This is a genomic window from Serratia sp. BNK-23, assembly GCF_047456145.1.
Lineage (GTDB): Bacteria > Pseudomonadota > Gammaproteobacteria > Enterobacterales > Enterobacteriaceae > Serratia > Serratia nematodiphila.
In genome coordinates this window covers 2,657,544-2,679,203 of sequence record NZ_CP179900.1, presented here as the reverse complement: position 1 = coordinate 2,679,203, position 21,660 = coordinate 2,657,544, and the positions used below count along the sequence as shown (strand labels likewise).

Annotated in this window: 23 protein-coding genes; 7 read left to right on the top strand and 16 right to left on the bottom strand. The window is 61.1% G+C overall.

Annotation, left to right across the window (positions count from 1 at the left end; translation table 11 throughout):
- Positions 1-32: 32 nt before the first annotated feature.
- The gene (gene pdxY / locus ACMGF9_RS12625; protein ID WP_021505453.1) at positions 33-893 is read left to right on the top strand and encodes a pyridoxal kinase PdxY; all 861 of its coding nucleotides are present in this window, start codon (positions 33-35) and stop codon (positions 891-893) included.
- Between the two features lie 39 nt (positions 894-932).
- Here pdxY and gstA read toward each other — a convergent pair whose 3' ends face one another.
- From gstA to ACMGF9_RS12605, 4 genes are all read right to left on the bottom strand, one after another.
- Positions 933-1,538: a glutathione transferase GstA gene (gene gstA, locus ACMGF9_RS12620; protein WP_004938367.1), complete on the bottom strand. Its 606-nt coding sequence runs from the start codon at positions 1,536-1,538 to the stop codon at positions 933-935.
- Positions 1,539-1,630: 92 nt separating this feature from the next.
- On the bottom strand, positions 1,631-2,515 hold the full coding sequence (dapA, locus tag ACMGF9_RS12615) for a 4-hydroxy-tetrahydrodipicolinate synthase (protein ID WP_021505452.1): 885 nt from the start codon (positions 2,513-2,515) through the stop codon (positions 1,631-1,633).
- A 356-nt stretch (positions 2,516-2,871) separates the two neighbouring features.
- Positions 2,872-3,135, bottom strand: a complete 264-nt coding sequence (locus ACMGF9_RS12610; protein WP_004938373.1) for a DUF3811 domain-containing protein — start codon at positions 3,133-3,135, stop codon at positions 2,872-2,874.
- 95 nt (positions 3,136-3,230) lie between these two features.
- Positions 3,231-3,926, bottom strand: coding sequence for an HD domain-containing protein (locus ACMGF9_RS12605; protein WP_021505451.1), 696 nt, complete (start codon positions 3,924-3,926; stop codon positions 3,231-3,233).
- Positions 3,927-4,127: 201 nt separating this feature from the next.
- Between ACMGF9_RS12605 and ACMGF9_RS12600 the strand changes: the two genes are divergently transcribed.
- Positions 4,128-4,520: a nuclear transport factor 2 family protein gene (locus tag ACMGF9_RS12600; protein ID WP_004938379.1), complete on the top strand. Its 393-nt coding sequence runs from the start codon at positions 4,128-4,130 to the stop codon at positions 4,518-4,520.
- On the opposite strand, the gene ACMGF9_RS12595 is transcribed toward ACMGF9_RS12600, so the two are convergent.
- Positions 4,517-4,786, bottom strand: coding sequence for a hypothetical protein (locus ACMGF9_RS12595; protein WP_004938382.1), 270 nt, complete (start codon positions 4,784-4,786; stop codon positions 4,517-4,519). The two genes, ACMGF9_RS12600 and ACMGF9_RS12595, sit on opposite strands and share 4 nt — an antisense overlap.
- A 276-nt stretch (positions 4,787-5,062) precedes the next feature.
- Between ACMGF9_RS12595 and ACMGF9_RS12590 the strand changes: the two genes are divergently transcribed.
- Entirely contained in the window at positions 5,063-5,443 is a 381-nt protein-coding gene (locus ACMGF9_RS12590) for a nuclear transport factor 2 family protein (protein ID WP_015377744.1), read from the top strand.
- A 7-nt stretch (positions 5,444-5,450) separates the two neighbouring features.
- Here ACMGF9_RS12590 and ACMGF9_RS12585 read toward each other — a convergent pair whose 3' ends face one another.
- Positions 5,451-5,831 carry a RidA family protein gene (locus ACMGF9_RS12585; protein ID WP_015377745.1) on the bottom strand — a complete coding sequence of 127 codons (381 nt, stop codon included), beginning with the start codon at positions 5,829-5,831 and terminating at the stop codon, positions 5,451-5,453.
- A gap of 190 nt (positions 5,832-6,021) precedes the next feature.
- Between ACMGF9_RS12585 and ACMGF9_RS12580 the strand changes: the two genes are divergently transcribed.
- Positions 6,022-6,867, top strand: a complete 846-nt coding sequence (locus ACMGF9_RS12580) for an aminoglycoside phosphotransferase family protein (protein ID WP_370456260.1) — start codon at positions 6,022-6,024, stop codon at positions 6,865-6,867.
- Here the strand turns inward: ACMGF9_RS12580 and ACMGF9_RS12575 are convergent.
- Together ACMGF9_RS12575 and ACMGF9_RS12570 are read right to left on the bottom strand one after the other, a co-directional pair.
- Positions 6,832-7,335 carry a cupin domain-containing protein gene (locus ACMGF9_RS12575; protein WP_004938395.1) on the bottom strand — a complete coding sequence of 168 codons (504 nt, stop codon included), beginning with the start codon at positions 7,333-7,335 and terminating at the stop codon, positions 6,832-6,834. The genes ACMGF9_RS12580 and ACMGF9_RS12575 overlap by 36 nt on opposite strands.
- A 100-nt stretch (positions 7,336-7,435) precedes the next feature.
- Positions 7,436-8,623 (bottom strand): benzoate/H(+) symporter BenE family transporter, encoded by a 1,188-nt coding sequence (locus ACMGF9_RS12570; protein WP_118911586.1) that lies wholly within the window; start codon positions 8,621-8,623, stop codon positions 7,436-7,438.
- 115 nt (positions 8,624-8,738) lie between these two features.
- Here ACMGF9_RS12570 and ACMGF9_RS12565 point away from each other — a divergent pair, with 115 nt between their 5' ends.
- Positions 8,739-9,302 carry a helix-turn-helix domain-containing protein gene (locus ACMGF9_RS12565; protein WP_015377747.1) on the top strand — a complete coding sequence of 188 codons (564 nt, stop codon included), beginning with the start codon at positions 8,739-8,741 and terminating at the stop codon, positions 9,300-9,302.
- Between the two features lie 194 nt (positions 9,303-9,496).
- Positions 9,497-11,590, top strand: coding sequence for a prolyl oligopeptidase family serine peptidase (locus tag ACMGF9_RS12560; protein WP_088381534.1), 2,094 nt, complete (start codon positions 9,497-9,499; stop codon positions 11,588-11,590).
- 75 nt (positions 11,591-11,665) lie between these two features.
- Here the strand turns inward: ACMGF9_RS12560 and dtpA are convergent, their stop codons facing one another.
- The 5 genes from dtpA to rsxD form a co-directional block, all read right to left on the bottom strand.
- Positions 11,666-13,180 carry a dipeptide/tripeptide permease DtpA gene (dtpA, locus tag ACMGF9_RS12555; protein ID WP_021505447.1) on the bottom strand — a complete coding sequence of 505 codons (1,515 nt, stop codon included), beginning with the start codon at positions 13,178-13,180 and terminating at the stop codon, positions 11,666-11,668.
- A 604-nt stretch (positions 13,181-13,784) separates the two neighbouring features.
- On the bottom strand, positions 13,785-14,426 hold the full coding sequence (gene nth, locus ACMGF9_RS12550) for an endonuclease III (RefSeq protein ID WP_004938407.1): 642 nt from the start codon (positions 14,424-14,426) through the stop codon (positions 13,785-13,787).
- The gene (locus tag ACMGF9_RS12545) at positions 14,426-15,124 is read right to left on the bottom strand and encodes an electron transport complex subunit E (RefSeq protein ID WP_004938409.1); all 699 of its coding nucleotides are present in this window, start codon (positions 15,122-15,124) and stop codon (positions 14,426-14,428) included. The genes nth and ACMGF9_RS12545 overlap by 1 nt, the downstream gene beginning before the upstream one ends.
- Complete coding sequence (gene rsxG, locus ACMGF9_RS12540; RefSeq protein WP_015377750.1) at positions 15,121-15,750, bottom strand: electron transport complex subunit RsxG; 630 nt, start codon at positions 15,748-15,750, stop codon at positions 15,121-15,123. The genes ACMGF9_RS12545 and rsxG overlap by 4 nt, the downstream gene beginning before the upstream one ends.
- A 9-nt stretch (positions 15,751-15,759) precedes the next feature.
- Complete coding sequence (rsxD, locus tag ACMGF9_RS12535; protein ID WP_414160266.1) at positions 15,760-16,845, bottom strand: electron transport complex subunit RsxD; 1,086 nt, start codon at positions 16,843-16,845, stop codon at positions 15,760-15,762.
- Positions 16,846-17,210: 365 nt separating this feature from the next.
- On the opposite strand from rsxD, the gene ACMGF9_RS12530 reads away from it, so the two are divergent.
- Positions 17,211-18,104: a helix-turn-helix domain-containing protein gene (locus ACMGF9_RS12530; RefSeq protein ID WP_004938420.1), complete on the top strand. Its 894-nt coding sequence runs from the start codon at positions 17,211-17,213 to the stop codon at positions 18,102-18,104.
- Between the two features lie 33 nt (positions 18,105-18,137).
- Here the strand turns inward: ACMGF9_RS12530 and rsxC are convergent, their stop codons facing one another.
- Genes rsxC through rsxA form a run of 3 tightly spaced genes read right to left on the bottom strand, consistent with a single transcriptional unit; the run spans position 18,138 to position 21,599 of the window.
- Entirely contained in the window at positions 18,138-20,453 is a 2,316-nt protein-coding gene (gene rsxC, locus ACMGF9_RS12525; protein WP_118911588.1) for an electron transport complex subunit RsxC, read from the bottom strand.
- Positions 20,446-21,018, bottom strand: a complete 573-nt coding sequence (gene rsxB, locus ACMGF9_RS12520; protein ID WP_004938428.1) for an electron transport complex subunit RsxB — start codon at positions 21,016-21,018, stop codon at positions 20,446-20,448. The genes rsxC and rsxB overlap by 8 nt, the downstream gene beginning before the upstream one ends.
- Positions 21,018-21,599: an electron transport complex subunit RsxA gene (gene rsxA / locus ACMGF9_RS12515; RefSeq protein ID WP_004938443.1), complete on the bottom strand. Its 582-nt coding sequence runs from the start codon at positions 21,597-21,599 to the stop codon at positions 21,018-21,020. Before rsxA ends, rsxB begins: the two co-directional genes overlap by 1 nt.
- Positions 21,600-21,660: the final 61 nt, after the last annotated feature.

Here is a 21,660-nt window from a genome sequence, read left to right as displayed (position 1 = left end):
CCCGGCTGCCGTATTCCGAACGAGTTCTGTCGATGAAAAACATTCTTTCTATCCAGTCGCACGTGGTGTTTGGTCACGCCGGCAACAGTGCGGCTGAATTTCCGATGCGCCGCATGGGCGTCAACGTCTGGCCGCTGAACACGGTACAGTTCTCCAACCATACGCAATACGGCCAGTGGACCGGCTGCGTCATGCCGGCCAATCACCTGACCGAGATCGCGCAGGGCATCGCCAATATCGATCAACTGAAGCGCTGTGATGCGGTGTTGAGTGGCTATATCGGTTCGCCGGAGCAGGGCGACCATATTCTGGAGATCGTGCGCCAGGTTAAGCAGGCGAACCCGAATGCCTGGTATTTCTGCGATCCGGTGATGGGACATCCGGAAAAAGGCTGCATCGTGGCGCCGGGCGTGGCCGAGTTTCACTGCTGCCAGGCGCTGCCGTGCAGCGACATGATGGCGCCGAACCTGCTGGAGTTGGAGATGCTGAGCCAGATGGCCGTCGCCAACGTGGCCGATGCGGTGCAGGCCGCCCGCGCGCTGATCGCCAAAGGGCCGCGGCTGGTGCTGGTCAAGCATCTGGCCCGGGCCGGCTATCACGCCGACTGTTTTGAAATGCTGCTGGTGACGGCGGACGAGGCTTGGCACATCAGCCGGCCGCTGGTGGACTTCGGCGCGCGTCAACCGGTCGGCGTCGGCGATTTGACCAGTGGTCTGCTGCTGGTGGATCTGCTGAAGGGTGAGGCGCTGGATAAAGCACTGGAGCACGTGACCGCCGCCGTGTATGAGGTGATGCTGACCACGCAGGCGATGGGCGAGTACGAACTGCAGGTAGTGGCGGCGCAGGATCGGATCGTGCAACCGCGCAGCGAGTTCAAAGCGGTAAAACTGTAAGTGCAACGGGCCCCGGCGATAGCCACCGGGGCCGAATGTTTACTTCAATCCTTCGGCGTTCAGCGCCGCATCCACCGCCGGGCGCGCCGCAACGCGATCGAACCAGGCCGCCAGATGGGCGTGTTTGCGCACGTCGAACTGCAGGGCGAACGCCCAACGCAACACGGTGAACAGATAGGCGTCGGCCACGCTGAAACGGTTTCCCAACAGGAAGTGCTGCTTCGCCAGCACCGAATCCAGATAGCTGAACTGTTGCTCCAGCCTGGCGCGCGCGATGGTTTTGTATTCCTCGGGCGTTTTCGGGTTGAACAGCGGGCTGAATCCTTTGTGCAGCTCGGTGGCAATGTAGTTCAGCCATTCGATCGCGTGGTAGCGCGACAGGGTGCCCGCCGCCGGGATTAGGTTGCGATCCGGCACACGGTCCGCCAGATATTGCACGATCGCCACGCCTTCGGTCAGCAGGCTGCCGTCATCCAGCAGCAGCGCCGGGACCTGTCCCTTGGGGTTGATGGCGAGGTAATCGGCGCCGCTCTCGGTTTTCTTCTGCGCCAGATCGACCTTCTCCGCCGTAAAATCCAGCCCTGCCTCACGCAGCACGATATGCGGGGACAGCGAACAGGCGCCGGCTTTATAGAACAGTTTCATCGGAAGCTCCTTGTTGATGACGAATGACGGGCATGCTTAACCTCTCATCGTAGTCCCATAGCACCAAAATTACAGCGGCTTAGCTAACAAATTTAACCGACGATCGCCTCGGCGGGCTGCAGCTGCGCCAGCGTCGCGGCGATCTGCTGCTGCAGCGCCGGCGGCGCCACCTGCATCGGCGAACGCAACTCGTTGGCGATCAGCCCCTGCTGGGCCAGCACCGTCTTGACCGGCGCCGGATTCGGGAAGCTGAACATCTGGTGGATCATCGGCAGCAGCTCATAGAAGTTGCTGCGCGCCGCAGCCAGATCGCCGGCGGTGACCTGCTGCACCAACTGGACGAAACGTTCCGGGTGAACATGCGCGGCGGCGGAGATGGCGCCGGTGCCACCGAGGCACAGCGTGGTGAGGATCAGATTGTCTTCCCCGGTCATCACATCGATTTCGCCATCGGCGATCAGCGCCATGGTGGTGTCAGGGTTGCCGCCGCAGTCCTTGATGGCGGTGATGCGCGGATGGCGTGCGAGCCGGCGCAGCGTGGCCAGCTCCATGGCGATGCCGGTGCGCTGCGGAATGTTGTACAGGATCACCGGCACGGTGGAGGCGTCGGCCAACTGGGTAAAATAGTCGATCAGGCCGCATTGCGAAGGGCGGATGTAGTAAGGCGCCGGGATCAGCACGCCGGCGATGTCGCGCAGCTGAATGGCCTGCTGCATTTGCAGCGTGGCGGCCATGTTATTGCCGGAAAGGCCCATCACCACCTGGCGTGCAGGCGCCACTTCCAATACGGCGTCGAGCACCGCCAGCTGTTCTTCTTTGCTCAGCGCGGCGGCTTCACCGGTGGAGCCGCAGACCACCAGACCATCGATGCCGGCGTCGAGCAGGTGCCGCGCCAGGCGTTGCACCGCCGGCAGGTCGACGGCGTCGTGATTGAAAGGGGTAACCATCGCCACCCAAATACCCGAAAATGAGGCCATAAAATATTCCTTCTGTGTGACCGACAGAGAAGCCAGATGAGAAAATTGAAGGCGGGGCGTTGCGTGCCATCCAGTCAGCTCATCTGACGGGACAGCGCGCCCCGGTCAAATGAGCGTCTGTTTCTTTGATGTAACCGCCGCCAAACTGCCAAGGGGCAACGCAGGCGTCATCAGAATATCAGCGTTGCGTGGGTAGGCCATGGCAGTCTCGCGAAAAGGGGAAGTGGGGTGATAATGAATATTCTTCATCAGGCTGTCAATTTACAACAGATTGATAACATTGTTATTCATGATTCGCCGGTGAGGATGAGTTTGGCTAATAAATAAAAATCCCCGCCGCGGCGGGGAGGGTTGGCTCAGCGCGGCGGGCGGGAGCCGATGGTGGCAGACCAACTGAAAGTGTCGCCACTTGGCCGGTAGCGGTTGGCTTTGCGTTCTGCACGCTCCGCCTTGGCGAGCTTCGCTCTGGCGGCCATGATGCGCGCCACCACTTCATCCTTGACCTTGTGCTGTTCGGCGTTGGTCAGCGGCCTGCCATGGCTTTTACGCGCCTTGTCCAATTCGGTTTTCACTTCCCGCTGTTCGCTTTCCGTCATCTCTTTCAACGTCAACTTTTTCATCTGTGCCGCCCGTTCGGTGAAGTTGACTTACAGTTTAGCGGCGTTATATGACCGAAAATGTTATGGGCATAACGAAAATGCCCCGTAGGCCGGCATTACACCTCCTCCAGCAGATCGTCGACAAAGCGCCGCATGCGTTCGGTGCGCTGTTCGGCCATCTGCCGCCCGGCGGCGGTCTGGAAGCCGTCTTGCAGCTTGAACAGTTTGGTTTCGAAGTGGTCGAGGCAGAAACGCTTGTCGTCGTATTGACGATGTTCGGCCCGCGGATCGGCGGCGTCATACAGCGCGCTGCGCATGCGGCCGCCGATATAGAAGCAGCGCGCCACGCCGATAAGGCCGATAGCGTCGAGGCGATCAGCATCCTGCAGGATCTTCGCCTCCAGCGTTTGCGGCGGGATGCCGGCGGAAAAACTGTGCGCTTCAATGGCGTGAGCCACCGCCGCGATGTCCGCCGGCGCCCATTCCAGCCGGGCCAGCGTCAGCGTGGCTTGCTCTGCCGCCATGCGCGAGGCCAGATGGCGCTGCGGCGAATTCTTTTCCACCGCGACGGCGTCGTGCAGCAGCACCGCCGCGCAGAGAATGCGCCGGTCGCCGCCTTCCTGCTTGCTGATCCGACGGCAGTTCTTCCAGACCCGGTGCAGGTGCGCGACGTCATGCGAACCGTCGTCCGACTCGAGGGTGAGCGGCAGCAACGTTTGTGCCAGCGCCTGGTAGGGGGAAAACGGTTGTAACAGCTCTTGCGTCAGCGAGGGTAAAGACACGTTCAGCTCCTGTTGGGGGAAATCGGTCAATCAGCATAGCCGTGCCGGATGCCGGGAGGATGACAGTAAAACGGCTATTGTTTACTAAAGTGCAACCCACTATTGTCATAACTGCGGTTTTTGCAGCGAAACAAGCAACCTAGAATAGCCGAATTCCGCCGTCTCCGCTTGGTGAGAGCCTGTGTCCGCGGGGATGGCCGGAATATCCTCATCAGCCATGGGAGAAGAGACATGCCAACCCCTCTTGAAATAGTGCGCGCAACCTATGAAGGCAGCTCCGAAGAAAACGGCCGCAATCTGCTGGCGGCGCTGGCCCCCGATGCCGAGTGGACCGAAGCCGCCGGTTTCCCTTACGCCGGTACCTATATCGGCCCGGAGAACATCATCAAGAACGTGCATCAGCGCCTGGGCAGCGAATGGCAAGGTTACCGCGCCGACGTCGATCACTTTTACGACGCCGGCGACAACGTGATCGCTCAGGGTTTTTATCACGGCACCTACCGGGCCACCGGCAAATCCTTCAGCGCCTCTTTTGCGCATATTTATACGCTGCGCGCCGGCAAAATCGTGAAGTTCGTGCAGATCGTCGACAGTGCTAAAGTGCTGGAGGCGATGCAGCCTTAATCGCCGCTGCGCTTGCCGAATTTGCGGTCAAACTCGCGCCGGTAACCCCGGGCCTTGTTGCGATCGCGGATCCACAAATAGCCGCACACCAGCGCAACCGCTCCCGAGAAGGTGACGTTGCGCATATCCCGGTCATACCAAAACACCAACAGCGCATCCAGCGCCGCAATCAGCGCGATCCATTTGTACATATGGGATTGGCGCCGCGTGGCGGCGTTGAGTCGTTTTAGCTGTCTGGCTTCGTCCAACACCGGTTTTTGCTGCATAGCGTTTCGTTATCGTCAGGCTGTTCACGCTAAATTAGCAGAATTTCCCTCACCGTCGCAAAGATTAACGCGCGGCGTCATGCGGTTTTCACCGCCCCTGGCGCGGTGCAGAAAATTTATGCGTGGGCGCTTGAATTGTTCATTGGGCATGATAGGTTATTTATTCGTTATTTTTGGGTTTTTATTCATAATTCGCCGTGTCATCAAGCTGTAGCACTGGGCGGTTAACGTGATGGGTTCGACGCATGCGGCGGTTAACTTCGGCAGGAGGATGTGATGAACGATAAAACGGCACGCCCGCAGGATGTGGTTCAACAACAGCTTGACGCCTATAACGCCCGCGACATCGAGGCCTTTATGGCCTGCTGGGCGGACGACGCCCAGTATTACGAGCATCCAGACACGCTGCTGGCCAGCGGCAAGGCGGCGATCCGTGAACGGCATCTGGTGCGTTTCCAGGAGCCGAGTCTGTATGGCGAACGGATAAAACGCATGGCGGTAGGCAATATGGTGGTCGATCAGGAAGTGGTGACGCGCAATTTCCCGCAGGGGCGCGGCAAAATGGATGTCATCGCCATCTATGAAGTGGAACAGGGGAGGATCGCCAAAGCCTGGTTCAAGATCGGCCCCTGCGTGCCGGATGAGGGCGCGCTCTAGCCGCGCATTACTGCAACGCCATCACCGCCTCTATTTCCACACACACCGCGGGTGAGAACAACGCGCTGACCGCCATCAGTGAACAGGCCGGCAGCGCGCCATCGAAATAGTCAAACAGCACCGGGCGCACGCCCGCCAGATCGGCGATGTCGGTCAGGAACACGCTGATTTTAATCAATGCCTTGAGGTTGACGCCTTCGCTGGCGGCAATGGTGGCCAGCTGTTCGAGGATCTCCTGCGTTTGCTCCGGCGCGCTCAATCCCTGAGCGTCGGTGGCGTAGGCCGTCAAGCCGGAAACGTATAAGCGATCGCCGTGGCGCACCGCATGCACATAGGGGCCGCCCGGCGTCGGCAACTGCGGATAATTCGTGCGTTTTAATGATGTCATGGTCAAACCCCGCGCAAGACCGGTTAATAAAATCGACAAACTTGGTTAGGATACTGAAGAAACGGCGGCCAGGCGCCGCGCACCGATGATATTTGAGAGTATCATCCCTCTTTATTTTATACGTCGTCTTCACCCGAATGTGACAGTGCGGCGCAGCTCGGCCACAAGGACGCATGAGACGATGAACCCGATTTTTACTCCCTACCTGCAACGCTGGCAACTGGAACAGGATGGCAAAGCCTTCGAAACCCACAGCAGTCTGCTGATGCCGGTGCGTTACCGGGGCGAGGCCGCCATGCTGAAGATCGCCCGCGAGCAGGAGGAGCGCTTCGGTGGCCGGCTGATGTGCTGGTGGCGCGGGGAAGGCGCCGCGCTGGTGCTGGCGTGGCACGACGACGGCATTCTGCTGGAGCGCGCGCAGGGCGAAGGTTCGTTGGCGCAGTTGGTGCGTGATGGCGACGATGAACAGGCCACGCAGATCCTGTGCCGGGCGATCGCCGCCTTGCATGCGCCGCGAGAGGCACCGCTGCCCGAATTGATCCCGCTGCAGGAGTGGTTCAGCTCGCTGTGGCCGGCGGCGCAGGCGCACGGCGGCATGCTGCGCCTCAGCGCCACAACGGCGGCGGAATTGCTGAGCAGCCCGCGAGAAGAAAGCGTGCTGCACGGCGATATCCACCATGACAATGTGCTCGACTTCGGCGAACGCGGCTGGCTGGCGATCGACCCCAAGCGTTTGTACGGTGAACGGGGCTTCGATTACGCCAATATCTTCTGCAATCCCAACTACGGTATCGCCACCGATCCGGCCATTTTCCAGCGCCGCGTGGAACAGGTGTGCCGGTTGGCCGGGTTAGATCGCCGGCGCTTGCTGCAATGGATCCTGGCCTGGTCGGGGCTCTCCGCCGCCTGGTTCATGGAAGACGGGCAGGCGGCTGACATTGACTTTCGCGTGGCCGAACTGGCGGCGCGCGCGTTGGATATCCCGTTGCCGGACGGCGATTCAGGGTTCATCCTGCCAGTAATCGAGCGAGGTTGAAGGGCGCTGCAGGTAGCGCACCTGCTCGCCGTCTGCGCTGCGCGCCATCGCCTGGTATTTGCCGGAATCCGGGTACATCACCAGCTCCGGCTGTTCGCGCGTGCTGACGGACAGGTACTTCAGCGGCGCATCGGAAGTGTTGATGATCTGGTGCGGGTATTCCGGGCCCGGCGGAATGAAAATGACATCCCCGCTGACGATCGGCAGCATTTCTCCGGCCACTCGCAGCGTACCGCTGCCCTCCAGAATGATGAACATTTCCTCCTGAGCGTAGTGAAAATGGTAGGGGCAGGAACGCATGCCCGGCGCCACACAATCGAAAGAGGCGCCCAGCTTGTCGGCGGCGGTGCCGGTGCCGAGACGGGCGCCGACGCTGTCATACAACGGCGGCCGCCGGTCATGTTTCATCTCTACCTGTTCGACATTGCGTATCAGGCGCTGAGCCAACAGCGCGGCTTTCTCAGTCATAAGCTTCCTTGGTGACGGTGTCACTTATTAGGTGAATTGACAGTTAGACGACAGAGAAAGTGAAGGAGCCACGGCGTCGCTTGTCAATGTAGACCGCCCGTTACGCCTCGGAGGTTCGCCGCGGCAGCGACAGCAGCAGATGGGCGATGGCGCCGCCGACAATGCCCCAGAAGGCCGAACCGATGCCGAGCAGCGTGACGCCGGAAGCGGTGATGAGGAAGGCGATCAGCGCCGCGTCGCGCTGTTTTTCATCATGCAGCGCGCGTTGCAGGCTGCCGCCGATGGTGCCGAGCAACGCCAGCCCGGCGATGGTGTGGATCAGGGCGACCGGCAACGCGCTGAACAGCAGGCCGATGGCGCCGCCGAACAGCCCGGCCAGCAGGTAGAAACCGCCGGCGGCCACCGCGCCCATATAGCGCCGCTGCGGATCGGGATGCACGTCCGGCCCCATGCAAATGGCGGCGGTAATGGCGGCGATGCACACCGAGAAACCGCCGAATGGCGCCAGCAGCAGCGCGGTCAGCGCCGTCCAGGCGATCAGCGGTGAGGTGGGGACACGGTAACCCGCCGCCTGCAGCGTAGCGATCCCGGGAGCGTTTTGTGAAGCCATGGTCACCACGAAGAAGGGCACGCCGATGCCGAGCAGCGTCGGCCAGCTGAAATGCGGCGCGATAAATTCCGGCACGGCGAACGCCGGCGTCTGTTGCGTCAGCTGGATATCGCCCTGCAGCGCGGCGATCGCCAGCCCAATCGCCAGCGTCAATACGATGGCGTAGCGCGGCAGGTAACGGCGGCTGAGCAGATAGGCCAGCCCCATACCGGCGCTGAGGAGGAAATTGAGCTGCAGCGAAGCGAAGGCGTCCAGCCCGAAACGCAGCAGGATCCCCGCCAGCATCGCGGCGGAAATCGCCTGCGGAATATAATCCATCAGGCGAGCGAACAGCCCGGTGACGCCGCACAGCAGGATCAGTCCCGATGCGAAGATAAACACCCCGATCGCCTCGTTGATCGGCGTGCCGGGCAGGCTGGTGACCAGCAGCGCCGCGCCGGGCGTCGACCAGGCGGTGAGGATCGGGGTGCGATAGTAAAGCGACAGCCCGAGGGAAGTGACGCCCATTGCGATCCCAAGTGTGCTCAGCCAGCCGCCGATCTGCGCCGGCGTAGCGCCCGCGGCGGCGGCGGCCTGGAAAATGATGGCGGCAGAGCTGGTGTAACCGACCAGAACGGCGACAAAGCCGGCCATGATGGCGGGCAGGGTCAGATGACGCAGGGTGACGGCAGGGCGCATGAGCAGCTCCAATCGGTGGTTGTGCGTTATAACGCACGGCAAGAAATCAGCATAGCACCGTGCGCTATAGCGCACAAGCGGGTATAATCGGGCACGATACGCAGAGGAGAACAGGATGCAGGAACTGGCCGGCCATTTGGCGCACACCCTTCGCACGCTGCGCGCACAGCGCGGCTGGAGCCTGACGCAGGCGGCGGAATACACCGGCGTCAGCAAGGCGATGCTCGGGCAGATTGAACGCGGCGAGTCCAGCCCGACGGTGGCGACGCTGTGGAAGATCGCCACCGGTTTCAACGTGGCGTTTTCCGCCTTTCTTGAGGCCTCACCCGCCCAGCAGCAGGCGACGTTGCACCGCTATGGCGATCTGCCGGTATACGATCAGGACAACGCCGACATGCGCGTGGTGCCGCTGTTTCCCTACGATCGCCAGCTGGGTTTCGATATGTTCGTCATCGATCTCGCGCCGGGTGCGCTCAGCGAATCGTCGCCGCATGAGCCGGGCGTGATCGAGCATGTGATCGTGATCAGCGGCCGATTAGAATTGGCGATAGACGGCGCTTGGCACAGCCTGGCGGCCGGCGAGGCGATGCGCTTTCAGGCCGATCGGCCGCACGCTTACCGCAACGCCGGTTCGCAAACGGTGCGCATCCACGATCTGATCCACTATCCTCAATCCTGATTCAACGCGGCGGCCATGGGCTTTGACTCCGCGCCGCCAAACGCCTACCTTGTTGAAAATGACTCTTATTTCACAGGCTGTCGCCCATGACGGGGCGGCGTTGCAGCCGACTCAAAAGGAGCTTGATTTTGCCGGTCACCAATCGACGTCAGTTCATTAAACTCAGTGCGCAAACCGCAGGAGCCGTATTCGCGATGACTTCATTACCCAACAGTATCCGCCTGGCGATGGCGGCGGAGGGCGGCGCGGCCGCCGGCGATGAATTCCTGTGGCTGGAAGAGCTGCAGGGTAAAAAAGCGCTGCAATGGGTGCAGCAGGAAAATCAGCGCACCGTGGCACGTTTCGGTCAGGGCGAAGACTTTCAGCGCATTGAGCGCGAAGTCCTGGATATCCTCAATAAAGACACCCAGATCCCGTGGGTGAGCAAACGCGGCAAGTACTATTACAACTTCTGGCAGGATCAGGCCAACCCGCGTGGCCTGCTGCGGCGCACCACGCTGGACGAGTACCGCAAGGCCAAACCGGCCTGGGAGACGGTGCTGGATATCGATGCGTTGGGCAAAGCCGAGGGCAAGGATTGGGTTTATCAGGGCTCGCAACCGCTGGCGCCGGAATACCGTTATTGCCTGATGCAGCTGTCGCCGGACGGCGGTGACGCCACCGAAATCCGCGAATTCGATCTGGTTGCCAAACGTTTCGTCAAAGACGGTTTCAACGTGCCGGTGGCGAAAAGCCGGGTTTCCTGGGTCGATCGGGACACGCTGTTCATCGCCACCGATTTCGGCCCCGGCTCGATGACCCAGTCCGGCTACGCGCGCATCGCCAAACGCTGGCGGCGCGGCACGCCGCTGAGCGCCGCCGAAACGCTGTACGAAGCGCAGCCCGAAGACATGGCGGTCTTCGCCTATCACGACCGCACGCCGGGCTTTGAGCGCGATTTCGTCGGCCGCAGCCTGGACTTCTATCGCCGTGACTATTTCTTGCTGGCTCAGGATGGTCGGCAGAAAAAAATCGACATCCCGGCCGACGCCGAGCTGGACACACATCGGGAATGGCTGCTGATCAAACCGAGCAGCGACTGGGAAGTGGGCGGCAAGCGTTATCCGTCCGGCGCGCTGCTGGCGGCCAACTTCGATGACTATCTGGCGGGCAAGCGCGAGCTGCAGCTGCTGTTTACCCCGACGGCGGAGCAGGCGCTGAGCGGCTACAGCGGCACCCGCGATCACCTGATCCTCAGCATCATGGATAACGTGGTCAACCGGCTGGAGGTGCTGACGCCGCAGGGCGGCAGCTGGCAGCGTCGTCCGCTGGGCAACCCCGGCGCCATCAGCACCCTTTCCGCCGGCGGCATCGACGAAGAGAGCAACGCCTATTTCCTGACCGTCAGCGGGTTCCTGCAGCCGACCTCGCTGTATATGGGCAATCTCGACGGCGGTGAGGCGACGCTGCTGAAACAGGCGCCGCAGGACTTTGACGCCGCCGGCTATCAGGTCAGCCAGCATTTCGCGCGCTCCAAGGACGGCACCCGCGTGCCGTATTTCCAGATCGCCGCCAAAGATCTCAAGCTGGACGGCAGCACGCCGACGCTGCTGTATGGCTACGGCGGGTTTGAAGTGCCGCTGTTGCCGGGCTATCTCGGCGGCAAGGCGCCGGCCTGGCTGGAGCGCGGCGGGGTGTACGTGGTGGCCAACATCCGCGGCGGCGGCGAATACGGCCCGGCCTGGCATCAGGCGGCGCTCAAGCAGAACCGCCATCGCGCCTATGAGGATTTCGCCGCCGTGGCCGAAGATCTCATCGCACGCAAGGTGACCTCGGCGCCGCATCTCGGCGCACGCGGCGGCAGCAACGGCGGCCTGCTGGTGGGCAATATGCTGACGCTGTATCCGCAGCTGTTCGGCTGCATCGTCTGCGAAGTGCCGCTGCTGGACATGCAGCGCTATACCCAGCTTTCCGCCGGCGCGTCGTGGATCGCCGAATACGGCGATCCGAGCAAGCCGGAGGAGTGGACCTACATCAAGACCTTCTCGCCATACCACAACATTCAGGCGCAGACGGCCTACCCGCCGGTGCTGTTCTATACCGCGACCAGCGATGATCGGGTCAACCCGGCCCACGCCCGCAAAATGGCGGCGCGCATGCAGGCGATGGGGTATCAGCAGGCCTATTTCTATGAAAATACCGAAGGCGGGCACAGCGCCGCCGCCGACAAGCAGCAGGCGGCGTTCCACAGCGCACTGGTAAGCGAATTCATGTGGGCCAACCTGAGCGGCAAACCCAAGTCAGCGTAAGCCTTTTTCTTGCGGCATAAAAAAACACCGGGGCGTTAACCCCGGTGTTTTTATTTACGCTCAATCCGCCGGCGGTCAGCGAGCCGCAGTGGCTTCCTGCGCTTGCCGATTGGCGTCTTCGGTGGTGTCCAGCGTCATGCGGTACAGCTTCGGCGCGGTCAGCATCATCAGGATAGCGATGACGGCGGTGACGATGCCGATCTGCATAAACACATGGCTGTAGATGGCCAGCGAAGCGTGCGCGTCGTTGATGTCGCTTGGCACGGCGGTCAGACCGGCAACCTTACCGGCGATCAGCGCGGCGGCGGCGGTAGTCAGGAACCAGGAGCCCATGATGAAGCCCATCAGACGCTGTGGCACCAGCTGTGCCACCATCGCCAGACCCAGGCCGGAAATCATCAGCTCGCCGATGCTCTGCAGCGCGTAGCTAAGGATCAGCCAGTTGACCGACACGATGCCCTGTTCGTTGGCGAAGCTGGCGCCCCATGGCAGCACCAGGAAGGCGCAGGAGCAGAGGATCATGCCGAAAGCGAACTTGTGCGGCATCGGCAGGCGATCGCCCATTTTGTTATACAGCGCGGCCAGAATCGGGCTGGCGAGCATGATCCAGAACGGGTTCAGCGCCTGATACTGCTCCGGCTCGAAGGCGACGCCGAAGATGCTGTGTTCCACGTTATGGATGGCGAAGAAGTTCAGCGAGGTTGGCATCTGGCTGTACAGCACGAAGAACACCACCGCTTCCAGCATCAGCAGGAAGGCGACGATCATCTTGCGGCGTGCGGCGCCGTGCAGGGCGAAGGTTTCCTTGGCGAACACCAGAACGATACCGGCGGAAACGAGGGCCAACGCCCAGCGCGCGATCACCTGGTTGTGCAGCAGCCAGCTGGACACGGCGATCAACGCCACGATGCCGACCAGCACCATCAGCAGCTTCGGCAGATGCAGCGGCTTGAAGTCAGGTCTGGAGCCGTTTTCCTTCACCCACTTGTGGCACATCATAAAGTTGACCAGGGTGATCAGCATGCCGACCACGCTCAGGGAGAACGCCACGCTCCAGCCGTATTTCGCCGCCAGCCACGGGGTGGCCAGCATGGAGAAGAAGGAACCGATGTTCACCGACATGTAGTACATGGTGAAAGCGCCGTCGATGCGCGGGTCATCTTTCTCATAGCAGGTGGACAGCAGGGAGGACGGGTTAGCCTTGAACAGGCCGCTGCCCACGGCGATGGTCGCCATGCCCATGTAAACCCAGAAGATGTCGTGGCCGGAGTAGGCCACCATGGCGTAACCGGCGGCCAGCACCAGTGCGCCGAGCACGATCACGCGTTTGGCGCCCAGCACCTTGTCGCCCAGCCAGCCGCCGATGGCGACGAAGCCGTATACCAGGGCGCTGAAAGAAGAGAACAGGGTGATGGAATCGGCTTCGCTCATGCCGAGCATCTTGACCAGATAAACCGCCATGATGCCCTGCAGGCCGTAATAGCCGAAACGCTCCCACAGTTCGATCGAGAAGATCAGGTAGAACGCTTTCGGTTGTTTGAACGCGTTAAGGCTAACGCTCTCCGGGTGTTGGTTGTTTGCTGTTGACACTGGTACCTCTGTTTTTTCGCAGCCCGTCTTTGGAGGACGGGAAAGTACAAAAGTTGATGCGGAACGGCATCCTTTTGCGTTGTTATAGGATGGGGACGGCGGTTAATGTTCACTATCTTTGTCAACGTGGCAAGCAGTTTGTCATATTCGGTTACATTTAACGCTCGCAGGATTATGCTGCGATGTTGCAAATGTTATGCAGTATTAACTTTCGGGTTTTAATGGTTTGCCGATTTTTTGTTTTGATTAAAAGCTATACGGATTTTAAACAGGGATATATTCTGCTGAATTGCTATTTTTTAGCGCATCAGTGTATGTGTGGTTGTTAATCCATTGGAATGTTGTGCATATGCAGCGTTTTGTAAAATTATAGAAATTTAGGAAAACGGGACTGGCATTTGTGAACGCCTTGTGATCCTGAAAGCGTGACGTTCACCGCAATTTTTGACTAATTTTTCGCTTGAAAATAACGCGGCACTGAGTTTTTCACTGAAAACCGCGATAACGCCGGGGTTACTGCTGCGCGATATCACATTTCCGATAAAAAAGAGGCGCTGGCGGGGGGAGTGGCGGCGACGGGTGCGGTTTGCCGCACCCGTCAGACTCAGGATTCCGGATAAACCTTCTCTTTATACTCGCACAGATCTTCGATGATGCAGGAGCCGCAGCGCGGTTTGCGCGCGATGCAGGTGTAGCGCCCGTGCAGGATCAGCCAGTGGTGGCAATCGACCTTGAATTCGGCGGGCACCACCTTCAACAGCTTCTCTTCCACCTGATCGACGTTCTTGCCAGGCGCGAAGTGGGTGCGGTTGCACACCCGGAAGATGTGGGTGTCCACGGCGATGGTCGCCCAGCCGAAGGCGGTATTGAGCACCACGTTGGCGGTCTTGCGGCCGACTCCCGGCAGCGCTTCCAGCGCGGCGCGATCTTCCGGCACTTCGCCGCCGTGCAGCTCCAGCAGCATACGGCAGGTTTTGATCACGTTTTCGGCCTTGCTGTTGAACAGGCCGATGGTCTTGATGTACTCCTTGACGCCATCAACCCCCAGCGCCAGCATGGCGGCGGGGGTGTTGGCGACCGGGTAAAGTCTGGCGGTCGCCTTGTTGACGCTCACGTCGGTGGCCTGCGCAGACAGCAGCACGGCAATCAGCAGTTCAAACGGCGTGGTGTACACCAGCTCGGTGGTCGGGTGCGGGTTGTTGTCGCGCAGCCGGGTCAGAATTTCCAGTCGCTTCTGCTTGTTCATCAGGCCTTCTCAGCACGTCCTTGTTCCAGCAGCGGTTCCGCCGCCACGGCGCGGGCTTTGCGCGCCTTCATTTTTTCGTCGATCAGATACTTGACCGCCAGCAGCAGCCCCAGGCCGATAAAGGCGCCCGGCGGCAGCATCGCCAGCAGGAATGGGCTGTCGAAATGCACCACTTCGATGCGCAGCGACTTGGCCCAGCCGCCCAGCAGTTGGTCGGCGCCGTCGAACAGCGTACCGTTGCCCAACAGTTCGCGCATCGAGCCCAGCGTCACCATCACGCCGGTGGCGCCAAGGCCGATGGCCATGCCGTCCAGCGCCGAGAGGCCGACCGGCTTCTTGGCGGCCACCGCTTCGGCGCGGCCGACCACGATGCAGTTGGTCACGATCAATGGAATAAAGATGCCGAGCGACTGATACAGGCCGAAGGCATAGGCGTTGATCAGCATCTGCACGATGCTCACCACCGCGGCGATGATCATCACGTAGATCGGAATACGCACTTCGCTTGGCACCCAGCGGCGCACCGCGGAGATGGAGGCGTTGGTCAGCGTCAGCACCAGCGTGGTGGCCAGCCCCAGGCCCAGCGCGTTGGTGACGGTGGAGGTCACCGCCAGCAACGGACACATGCCCAGCAACTGCACCAGGGCGGAGTTGTTTTTCCACAACCCCTGAACGATCAATTCTTTGGCTTCACTCATTCGGCGGCTCCACACGCAGGTAAGCTTTCAAGTTTAGGCGGCAGCGTTTCCATATACAACGCCGTGCGGCGCACCGCATTGACCACCGCCCGCGGGGTGATGGTCGCGCCGGTGAACTGGTCGAACATGCCGCCGTCTTTCTTCACCGCCCAGCGTTTGTCGTCCGGGCCGTCGATTTTCTTGCCGCTGAAGAAGGAAATCCAGTCGGAAATGCGCAGTTCAATTTTGTCACCCAGCCCAGGCGTTTCGTGGTGTTCAATCACCCGGGTGCCGAGCACCGTGCCGTTGAAATCGGCGCCGACCAGCAGCTTGATGGCGCCTGAGTAGCCGTCCGGCGCGGTGGTTTCCAGCGCGGCGGCCGTCGGCTGCCCGTTTTTGCGCGCCAGGTACAAGCGGTGCGGCGCGCCGTCGCCCAGCGCCGGATCGCTGACCAGCAGGCATTCGTTCTGCATGATGTTGTCGTAGTTTTCCGGCGGTACCACCTGATCGAGCAGCGCTTTTTGCTGCAGCGCCGCCTGATGGGCGATGGTGGTTTTCGTCAGGGCGTAAACTACGGCGGTCAGGCCGGTGGTGACCGCCGCAAACACCGCCAGCGTGGTGCCGTGCTTTCTCATGGAATTCAGCATGGCGGCTCCTTAGCGATGGCCGTACACGCGCGGCTGCGTGTAGTGGTCGATTAACGGGACGGTGATGTTGGCGAGCAGCACGGCGAAGGCCACACCATCAGGGTAGCCGCCATAGACGCGGATCAGCCAGACCAGCACGCCGATCAGCGCGCCGTAGATTAAGCGGCCCTTCGGCGTGGTGGAGGCGCTGACCGGATCGGTGGCGATAAAGAACGCACCCAGCATGCTGGCGCCGGAGAACAGGTGGATCATCGGTGAAGCCTGATGCGCCGGATCGATCCACCAGGCCAGACCGGAACAGAAGGCGATGGCGGCCAACATGCTGAAAGGGATTTGCCAATGGATCAGGCGGCGCGCCAGCATAAACAGGCCGCCGGCCAGGAAACCGAAGTTGACCCACTGCCAGCCGATACCGGCCAGCGCGCCGCCGAACAGCGGCTGCTGCAACACCTGTTCCACGCTGTGGCCGCTGCGCAGGCCGGTTTTGAAGCCGTCGAGCGGCGTGGCCTGGCTGATGCCGTCCACGCCCATCTGCAGTTCGTGCAGCGTCGCGCCCTGTGCGGTATGGCCGCTGAAAATCGCCAGCAGCGTGTCGTGGAGCGAAAGCGCGGCGGCGCGCAGTTCATCCGGCGGCAGCCAACTGGTCATCTGCACCGGGAAGGAGATGAGCAGCACTACGTAACCGACCATCGCCGGGTTGAACGGGTTCTGCCCGAGGCCGCCATACAGCTGTTTGGCGATAACGATGGCGAAGAAGGTGCCGATGACGATCATCCACCACGGCGCCAGCGGCGGCAGGCTGATGCCGAGCAGCAGCGCGGTCAGCAGGGCGGAGTTATCCGCCAGCCGGCTGCGCACCGGCAGCTTGCGCAGCTTGAGGATCGCGCCTTCTGCAGCCAGCGCGACGATCGCCGCCAGCGCCACCTGAATCAGCACGCCGTAGCCGAAAAACCAAATCTGCGCCGCAATGCCGGGAATGCACGCCAACATGACCCATAGCATAATGCGGCTGGTGCTTTGCTGGTTGTGGGTGAAAGGCGAGCTGGCGATGTGTAAGCCTTTGGCGGATGTGGGTGATACCGGCCTGAACTTCATAGAGTAACGATACCTTCTGCGCCGCGCCTGCGGCAGTTTCGATGCGCCATACTGCGGGCGCGGCAAAAATGATAGCCGAGCATTCTACCTGATTCGATGCGAGGGTAATACGCCTTAATGATAGGGGTATTCGGCTTTCCGCACATCTGGCGATCGGGGTGGCGCGATTTGATTTTTTTTTGGCCGGGAAATGGGCTAACGTGAGGAATTGTCAGTGGAACTTGTGCCGCCATCGACCGCGGAAAATGGGGTAAACGTCTGAATGAGATATCATTTTTCTCCAGATTTCCGCACAAAATAACAACTTTCACATAATCCGTGTAGGTTACTATCGCGAACATTATTGAGTCAGTGAATCCATAATAATGACAAATGAAGACATTTTTTTTATTGAAGAGCTAATTGAGTGGGTGGAGATACATCTGGAGAAACGGCCAAACCTGGATGAAGTCGCGCGTATTTCGGGCTATTCCAAGTGGCACCTGCAGCGTAAATTCAAGCGTATTACCGGCATTCAACTCGCCACCTATATCCGTTCGCGCATCCTGACGCGCGCCGCGGTGGCGTTGCGCATTACTCGTCGCTCCATCATCGACATCTCCGATGAGCTGGGCTTCGACTCTCAGCAGACCTTTACCCGCATGTTCAAGCAGCGCTTCGGCACCACCCCCAATCGCTACCGCTCGATGGAGCACTGGGACGTGAAAAACCTGATGCCGCGCTTTAACTTCGAAGCCAGCTACGGCGCCGGTTATTACCCGGAAGTGAAGCGGCTGACGCTGCCCGACATGCAGCTGGTCGGCTTCACGCGCCGGCTGGATTTCGCCTCCGAACAGGAGCTGGAGTACTCTTCCTGCATGGCGATGAAGGACGAGATTTTCAACGACTTCTTCAAGGGGCTGCACGTCGACTGTCGGCGGATTTACAGCATCTACTCCCCTCATGCCGGGGAGGGCGACGAGCTCTCATCCACGCTGGTGATGGCGGTTGATCCTGAACACAGAAAGGATATTCTTTCCAACCATCAGATAGACACCTTCCATTTGCCGAGCCGCGAGTTTATCTCTATCAACCATAAGGGGTCGGCGAAAGAGTGTTTGCAGTTTTTCGGCTATCTGATGTCGCATGTGATGCCGGGGTTGAAGGATAAAGTGCGCGGCAGTATGGAAATGGAGATCATTCAAACCAAAGAGTGGAATCCTGAATCCAAACTGCGTCAGATTGAAGTGGATTACACCTACCTGATTTCTATCGATTAAATGGCGCCTGGCGTCAGCCAGGCGCCGCTATCATTATTTGTCTTCCGTTTCCGCCGCCAGCGATTCTCTGGCGGCTTTTTTGGCTTTGGCACGGGCGATAGCCGCCGCGACCGCCGCCTTGCGCGGATCTTCTTCGGCTACAGCCGGCGCCGGTTCCGCCGATGCAGGAGCATCCGCCTGCTGCGCCGCTTTCTTGGCCTTGGCGCGGGCGATAGCCGCCGCGACCGCCGCCTTGCGCGGATCTTCTTCGGCGGCAGCCGGCGCCGGTTCCGTCGGTGCAGGGGCATCCGCTTGCTGCGCCGCTTTCTTGGCTTTTACGCGCGCCAGTGCCGCCGCGACCGCCGCTTTGCGCGGATCTTCTTCGGCTACAGCCGGCGCCGGTTCCGCCGATGCAGGGGCATCCGCCTGTTGCGCCGCTTTCTTGGCTTTTACGCGCGCCAGTGCCGCCGCGACTGCCGCCTTGCGCGGATCTTCTTCGGCTGCAGCCGGCGCCGGTTCCGTCGGTGCAGGGGCATCCGCTTGCTGCGCCGCTTTCTTGGCTTTTACGCGCGCCAGTGCCGCCGCGACCGCCGCTTTGCGCGGATCGTCCTCTGTTGCCGCCGGGGCGGAGTTGTTTGCCGCCGGCGCCTCTTTGCGCGCTTTCACGCGGGCCAGCGCCGCGGCCACGGCGGCTTTACGCGCGTCGTCGCCGGCGGTCGCCGGTGGCGCTTCCGTTTCCACCTCGGCAGCCAGCTGGGCACGACGTTCGCGCGCCTGCGCTTTACGTGCTTCGCGGGCAGCGATCACCTCGCTGTTATCCGGCTGCTGACCGTTGACCGGCGTAACCGCCGCTTCGGCATTCTTGCTGCGCACGCGCGCCAGCGCGGCCTGCACTGCGCCCTGATCGTCGTCGGTCAGTTTGACGGCGGCCTTTTTATGTCGCTCTTCACGCGCCAGTTTTTCACGCTCCAGACGCGCCAGCTTAGCCTCGTAACGCGCCTTGGCCTCGGCGGTGCGCGCCGCTTCCAGATCGATAGCCTTGATTTCGGCCTTTTCCTGCCGGTAGTACTGTACCAGCGGGATATTGCTGGGGCAGACGAACGCGCAGGCACCGCATTCGATGCAGTCGAACAGGTTATGGTTGCGCGCCTTGTCGTGCTCCTGCCCGCGGCTGAACCAGTACAGCTGTTGCGGCAGCAGCCCGGCAGGGCAAGCGTCTACGCACAGGCCGCAGCGGATGCAGGACTGCTCCGGTTCCTGCGGCGTCATTTCATCCACCGTCGGTGCCAGAATGCAGTTGCTGATCTTGACGATCGGCACGTTCAGCGCGGGCAGGGTGAAGCCCATCAGCGGGCCGCCCATGACCACCATCTGCTGCGCCTGCGGGCGGAAACCGACGAAGTCGAGCAGGTGCTGCACCGGCGTGCCGATGCGAGCCCACAGATTGCCGGGGCGCTCGATCGCCTCGCCGGTCAGGGTCACTACGCGCTCAATCAGCGGTTCGCCGTCGACGATCGCTCGCTTGATGGCGAAGGCGGTGCCGACGTTTTGCATCAATACGCCGATAGCGGAGGAGTGCTTACCGTGCGGCACTTCCTTGCCGGTCAAAATTTTGGTCAGCTGCTTGGCGCCGCCGGACGGGTATTTGGTCGGGATGACGCGCAGCGCAATGCCGGGCTGGCCGCGCAACGCCTGTTTCAGCGCCGCGATTGCCTCCGGTTTATTGTCTTCGATGCCGATCAACGTGAGCTTGGGTTGCAGAATGTGTTGCAGGATCTGCGTGCCTTCAATGATCTGAGCGGCATGTTCCTGCATCAGACGGTCGTCGGCGGTAATGTAAGGCTCGCACTCGGCGGCGTTGAGGATCAGCGTTTCCACGCCGCTCATGCCGCCTTGCAGTTTGCTGGCGGTCGGGAAACCTGCGCCGCCCAGGCCGGCGATGCCGGCCTGATGAATACGTTGAATCAGTTCCGCGGCGGGCGATTGGCGATAATCCGCCACCGGATCGCGCTCGCACCAGCGGTCTTCCCCGTCTGCCTCGATAATCACGCACAGCTCCGTCAGCCCGGACGGGTGCGCGGTGATGTGCGGCGTAATGGCGCTGACGGTGCCCGAGGTCGGGGCGTGCACCGGCACGGTGCGGCCGCGGCCGACGGTCAGCGGCTGGCCTTTCAACACCCGAGCGCCGGCGCTGACGCACAGCTCGCCTTCCGGCCCCAGATGCTGTTGCAGCGGAATGATAAAGGTCTTGGGCAGGGGCGCGACACGCAGCGGCGCACCGCTGGACTGCGTTTTCATTTCCGGTGGATGGATCCCGCCGTCGAAATCCCAGATCCGGTCTTTTTTAAAGGCGGCGAACAGATTAAGCATGTTGCTCCACGTGGATCACTTGCACCGGGATCGTCTTCATGTCCCACTTCCAGTTGGCGGTGGTGGTAGCGACCGGTCTCATTTCAATACAGTCGGTAGGGCAAGGGGCGACGCACAGATCGCAGCCGGTACAGAGGTCGGTAATGACGGTATGCATGGCGCGGGTGGCGCCGACGATGGCGTCCACCGGGCAGGCCTGAATGCACTTGGTGCAGCCGATGCAGTTGGCCTCGTCGATATAGGCCACTTTACGCTCCGGCTCGGCGGCGGCTTCGCTGCCCAGCGGCTGCGGCTCGACGTTGAGCAGCTCCGCCAGTTTCAGCATCACCTGTTCGCCGCCCGGCGCGCATTTGTTGATCATCTCGCCGTTGGCCACCGCCTCGGCATAGGGGCGACAGCCGGGGTAGCCGCACTGGCCGCACTGGCTCTGCGGCAGGATCGCATCGACCTGCTCGGCGACCGGATCCTCTTCCACCTCAAAACGGCGCGCGGCGTAGCCCAGCACCAGTCCGAACAGCAGCCCGAGCGCGCTTAGAGCCGCGATAGCTATCCACAACGCAGTCATTAGAATTTCACCAGCCCGGTAAAGCCCATAAAGGCCAGCGACATCAGCCCGGCGGTGATCAGCGCGATCGAGGAGCCGCGGAACGGCGCCGGCACGTCGGCCACCGCCAGACGTTCGCGAATGGCGGCGAACAGCACCATCACCAGCGAGAAACCGGCGGCGGCGCTAAAGCCGTAAACGGCGGACTGCAGGAAGTTGTAGCCGAGGTTGACGTTAAGCAACGCCACGCCAAGCACCGCGCAGTTGGTGGTGATCAGCGGCAGGAAGATGCCCAGCAGGCGGTAGAGCGCCGGGCTGGTTTTGCGCACTACCATCTCGGTGAACTGCACGACGACGGCGATCACCAGAATGAAGGAGAGCGTGCGCAGGTACACCAGATCCAGCGGAACCAGAATAAAGGTGTTGATCACCCAGGCGCTGACGGAGGCCAGCGTCATGACGAAGGTGGTGGCCATTCCCATGCCGATGGCGCTTTCCAGCTTCTTGGAAACGCCGAGGAACGGGCACAGGCCAAGAAACTTCACCAGAACGAAGTTGTTCACCAGTACGGTGCCGACAAACAGGAGCAGGTATTCGGTCATTGCGATGCCTAAAAAAATAAAAGCCGCCTATTATCGGGAATCGGCGGCCGGACGACAACAT

Bases quoted from the DNA above. Each gene is read 5' to 3' on its own strand.
- pdxY (WP_021505453.1), top strand. From the start codon at position 33: ATGAAAAACATTCTTTCTATCCAGTCGCACGTGGTGTTTGGTCACGCC.
- gstA (WP_004938367.1), bottom strand. From the start codon at position 1,538: ATGAAACTGTTCTATAAAGCCGGCGCCTGTTCGCTGTCCCCGCATATC.
- dapA (WP_021505452.1), bottom strand. From the start codon at position 2,515: ATGGCCTCATTTTCGGGTATTTGGGTGGCGATGGTTACCCCTTTCAAT.
- ACMGF9_RS12610 (WP_004938373.1), bottom strand. From the start codon at position 3,135: ATGAAAAAGTTGACGTTGAAAGAGATGACGGAAAGCGAACAGCGGGAA.
- ACMGF9_RS12600 (WP_004938379.1), top strand. From the start codon at position 4,128: ATGCCAACCCCTCTTGAAATAGTGCGCGCAACCTATGAAGGCAGCTCC.
- ACMGF9_RS12595 (WP_004938382.1), bottom strand. From the start codon at position 4,786: ATGCAGCAAAAACCGGTGTTGGACGAAGCCAGACAGCTAAAACGACTC.
- ACMGF9_RS12590 (WP_015377744.1), top strand. From the start codon at position 5,063: ATGAACGATAAAACGGCACGCCCGCAGGATGTGGTTCAACAACAGCTT.
- ACMGF9_RS12585 (WP_015377745.1), bottom strand. From the start codon at position 5,831: ATGACATCATTAAAACGCACGAATTATCCGCAGTTGCCGACGCCGGGC.
- ACMGF9_RS12575 (WP_004938395.1), bottom strand. From the start codon at position 7,335: ATGACTGAGAAAGCCGCGCTGTTGGCTCAGCGCCTGATACGCAATGTC.
- ACMGF9_RS12570 (WP_118911586.1), bottom strand. From the start codon at position 8,623: ATGCGCCCTGCCGTCACCCTGCGTCATCTGACCCTGCCCGCCATCATG.
- ACMGF9_RS12565 (WP_015377747.1), top strand. From the start codon at position 8,739: ATGCAGGAACTGGCCGGCCATTTGGCGCACACCCTTCGCACGCTGCGC.
- ACMGF9_RS12560 (WP_088381534.1), top strand. From the start codon at position 9,497: ATGACTTCATTACCCAACAGTATCCGCCTGGCGATGGCGGCGGAGGGC.
- nth (WP_004938407.1), bottom strand. From the start codon at position 14,426: ATGAACAAGCAGAAGCGACTGGAAATTCTGACCCGGCTGCGCGACAAC.
- ACMGF9_RS12545 (WP_004938409.1), bottom strand. From the start codon at position 15,124: ATGAGTGAAGCCAAAGAATTGATCGTTCAGGGGTTGTGGAAAAACAAC.
- rsxG (WP_015377750.1), bottom strand. From the start codon at position 15,750: ATGCTGAATTCCATGAGAAAGCACGGCACCACGCTGGCGGTGTTTGCG.
- rsxD (WP_414160266.1), bottom strand. From the start codon at position 16,845: ATGAAGTTCAGGCCGGTATCACCCACATCCGCCAAAGGCTTACACATC.
- ACMGF9_RS12530 (WP_004938420.1), top strand. From the start codon at position 17,211: ATGACAAATGAAGACATTTTTTTTATTGAAGAGCTAATTGAGTGGGTG.
- rsxC (WP_118911588.1), bottom strand. From the start codon at position 20,453: ATGCTTAATCTGTTCGCCGCCTTTAAAAAAGACCGGATCTGGGATTTC.
- rsxB (WP_004938428.1), bottom strand. From the start codon at position 21,018: ATGACTGCGTTGTGGATAGCTATCGCGGCTCTAAGCGCGCTCGGGCTG.
- rsxA (WP_004938443.1), bottom strand. From the start codon at position 21,599: ATGACCGAATACCTGCTCCTGTTTGTCGGCACCGTACTGGTGAACAAC.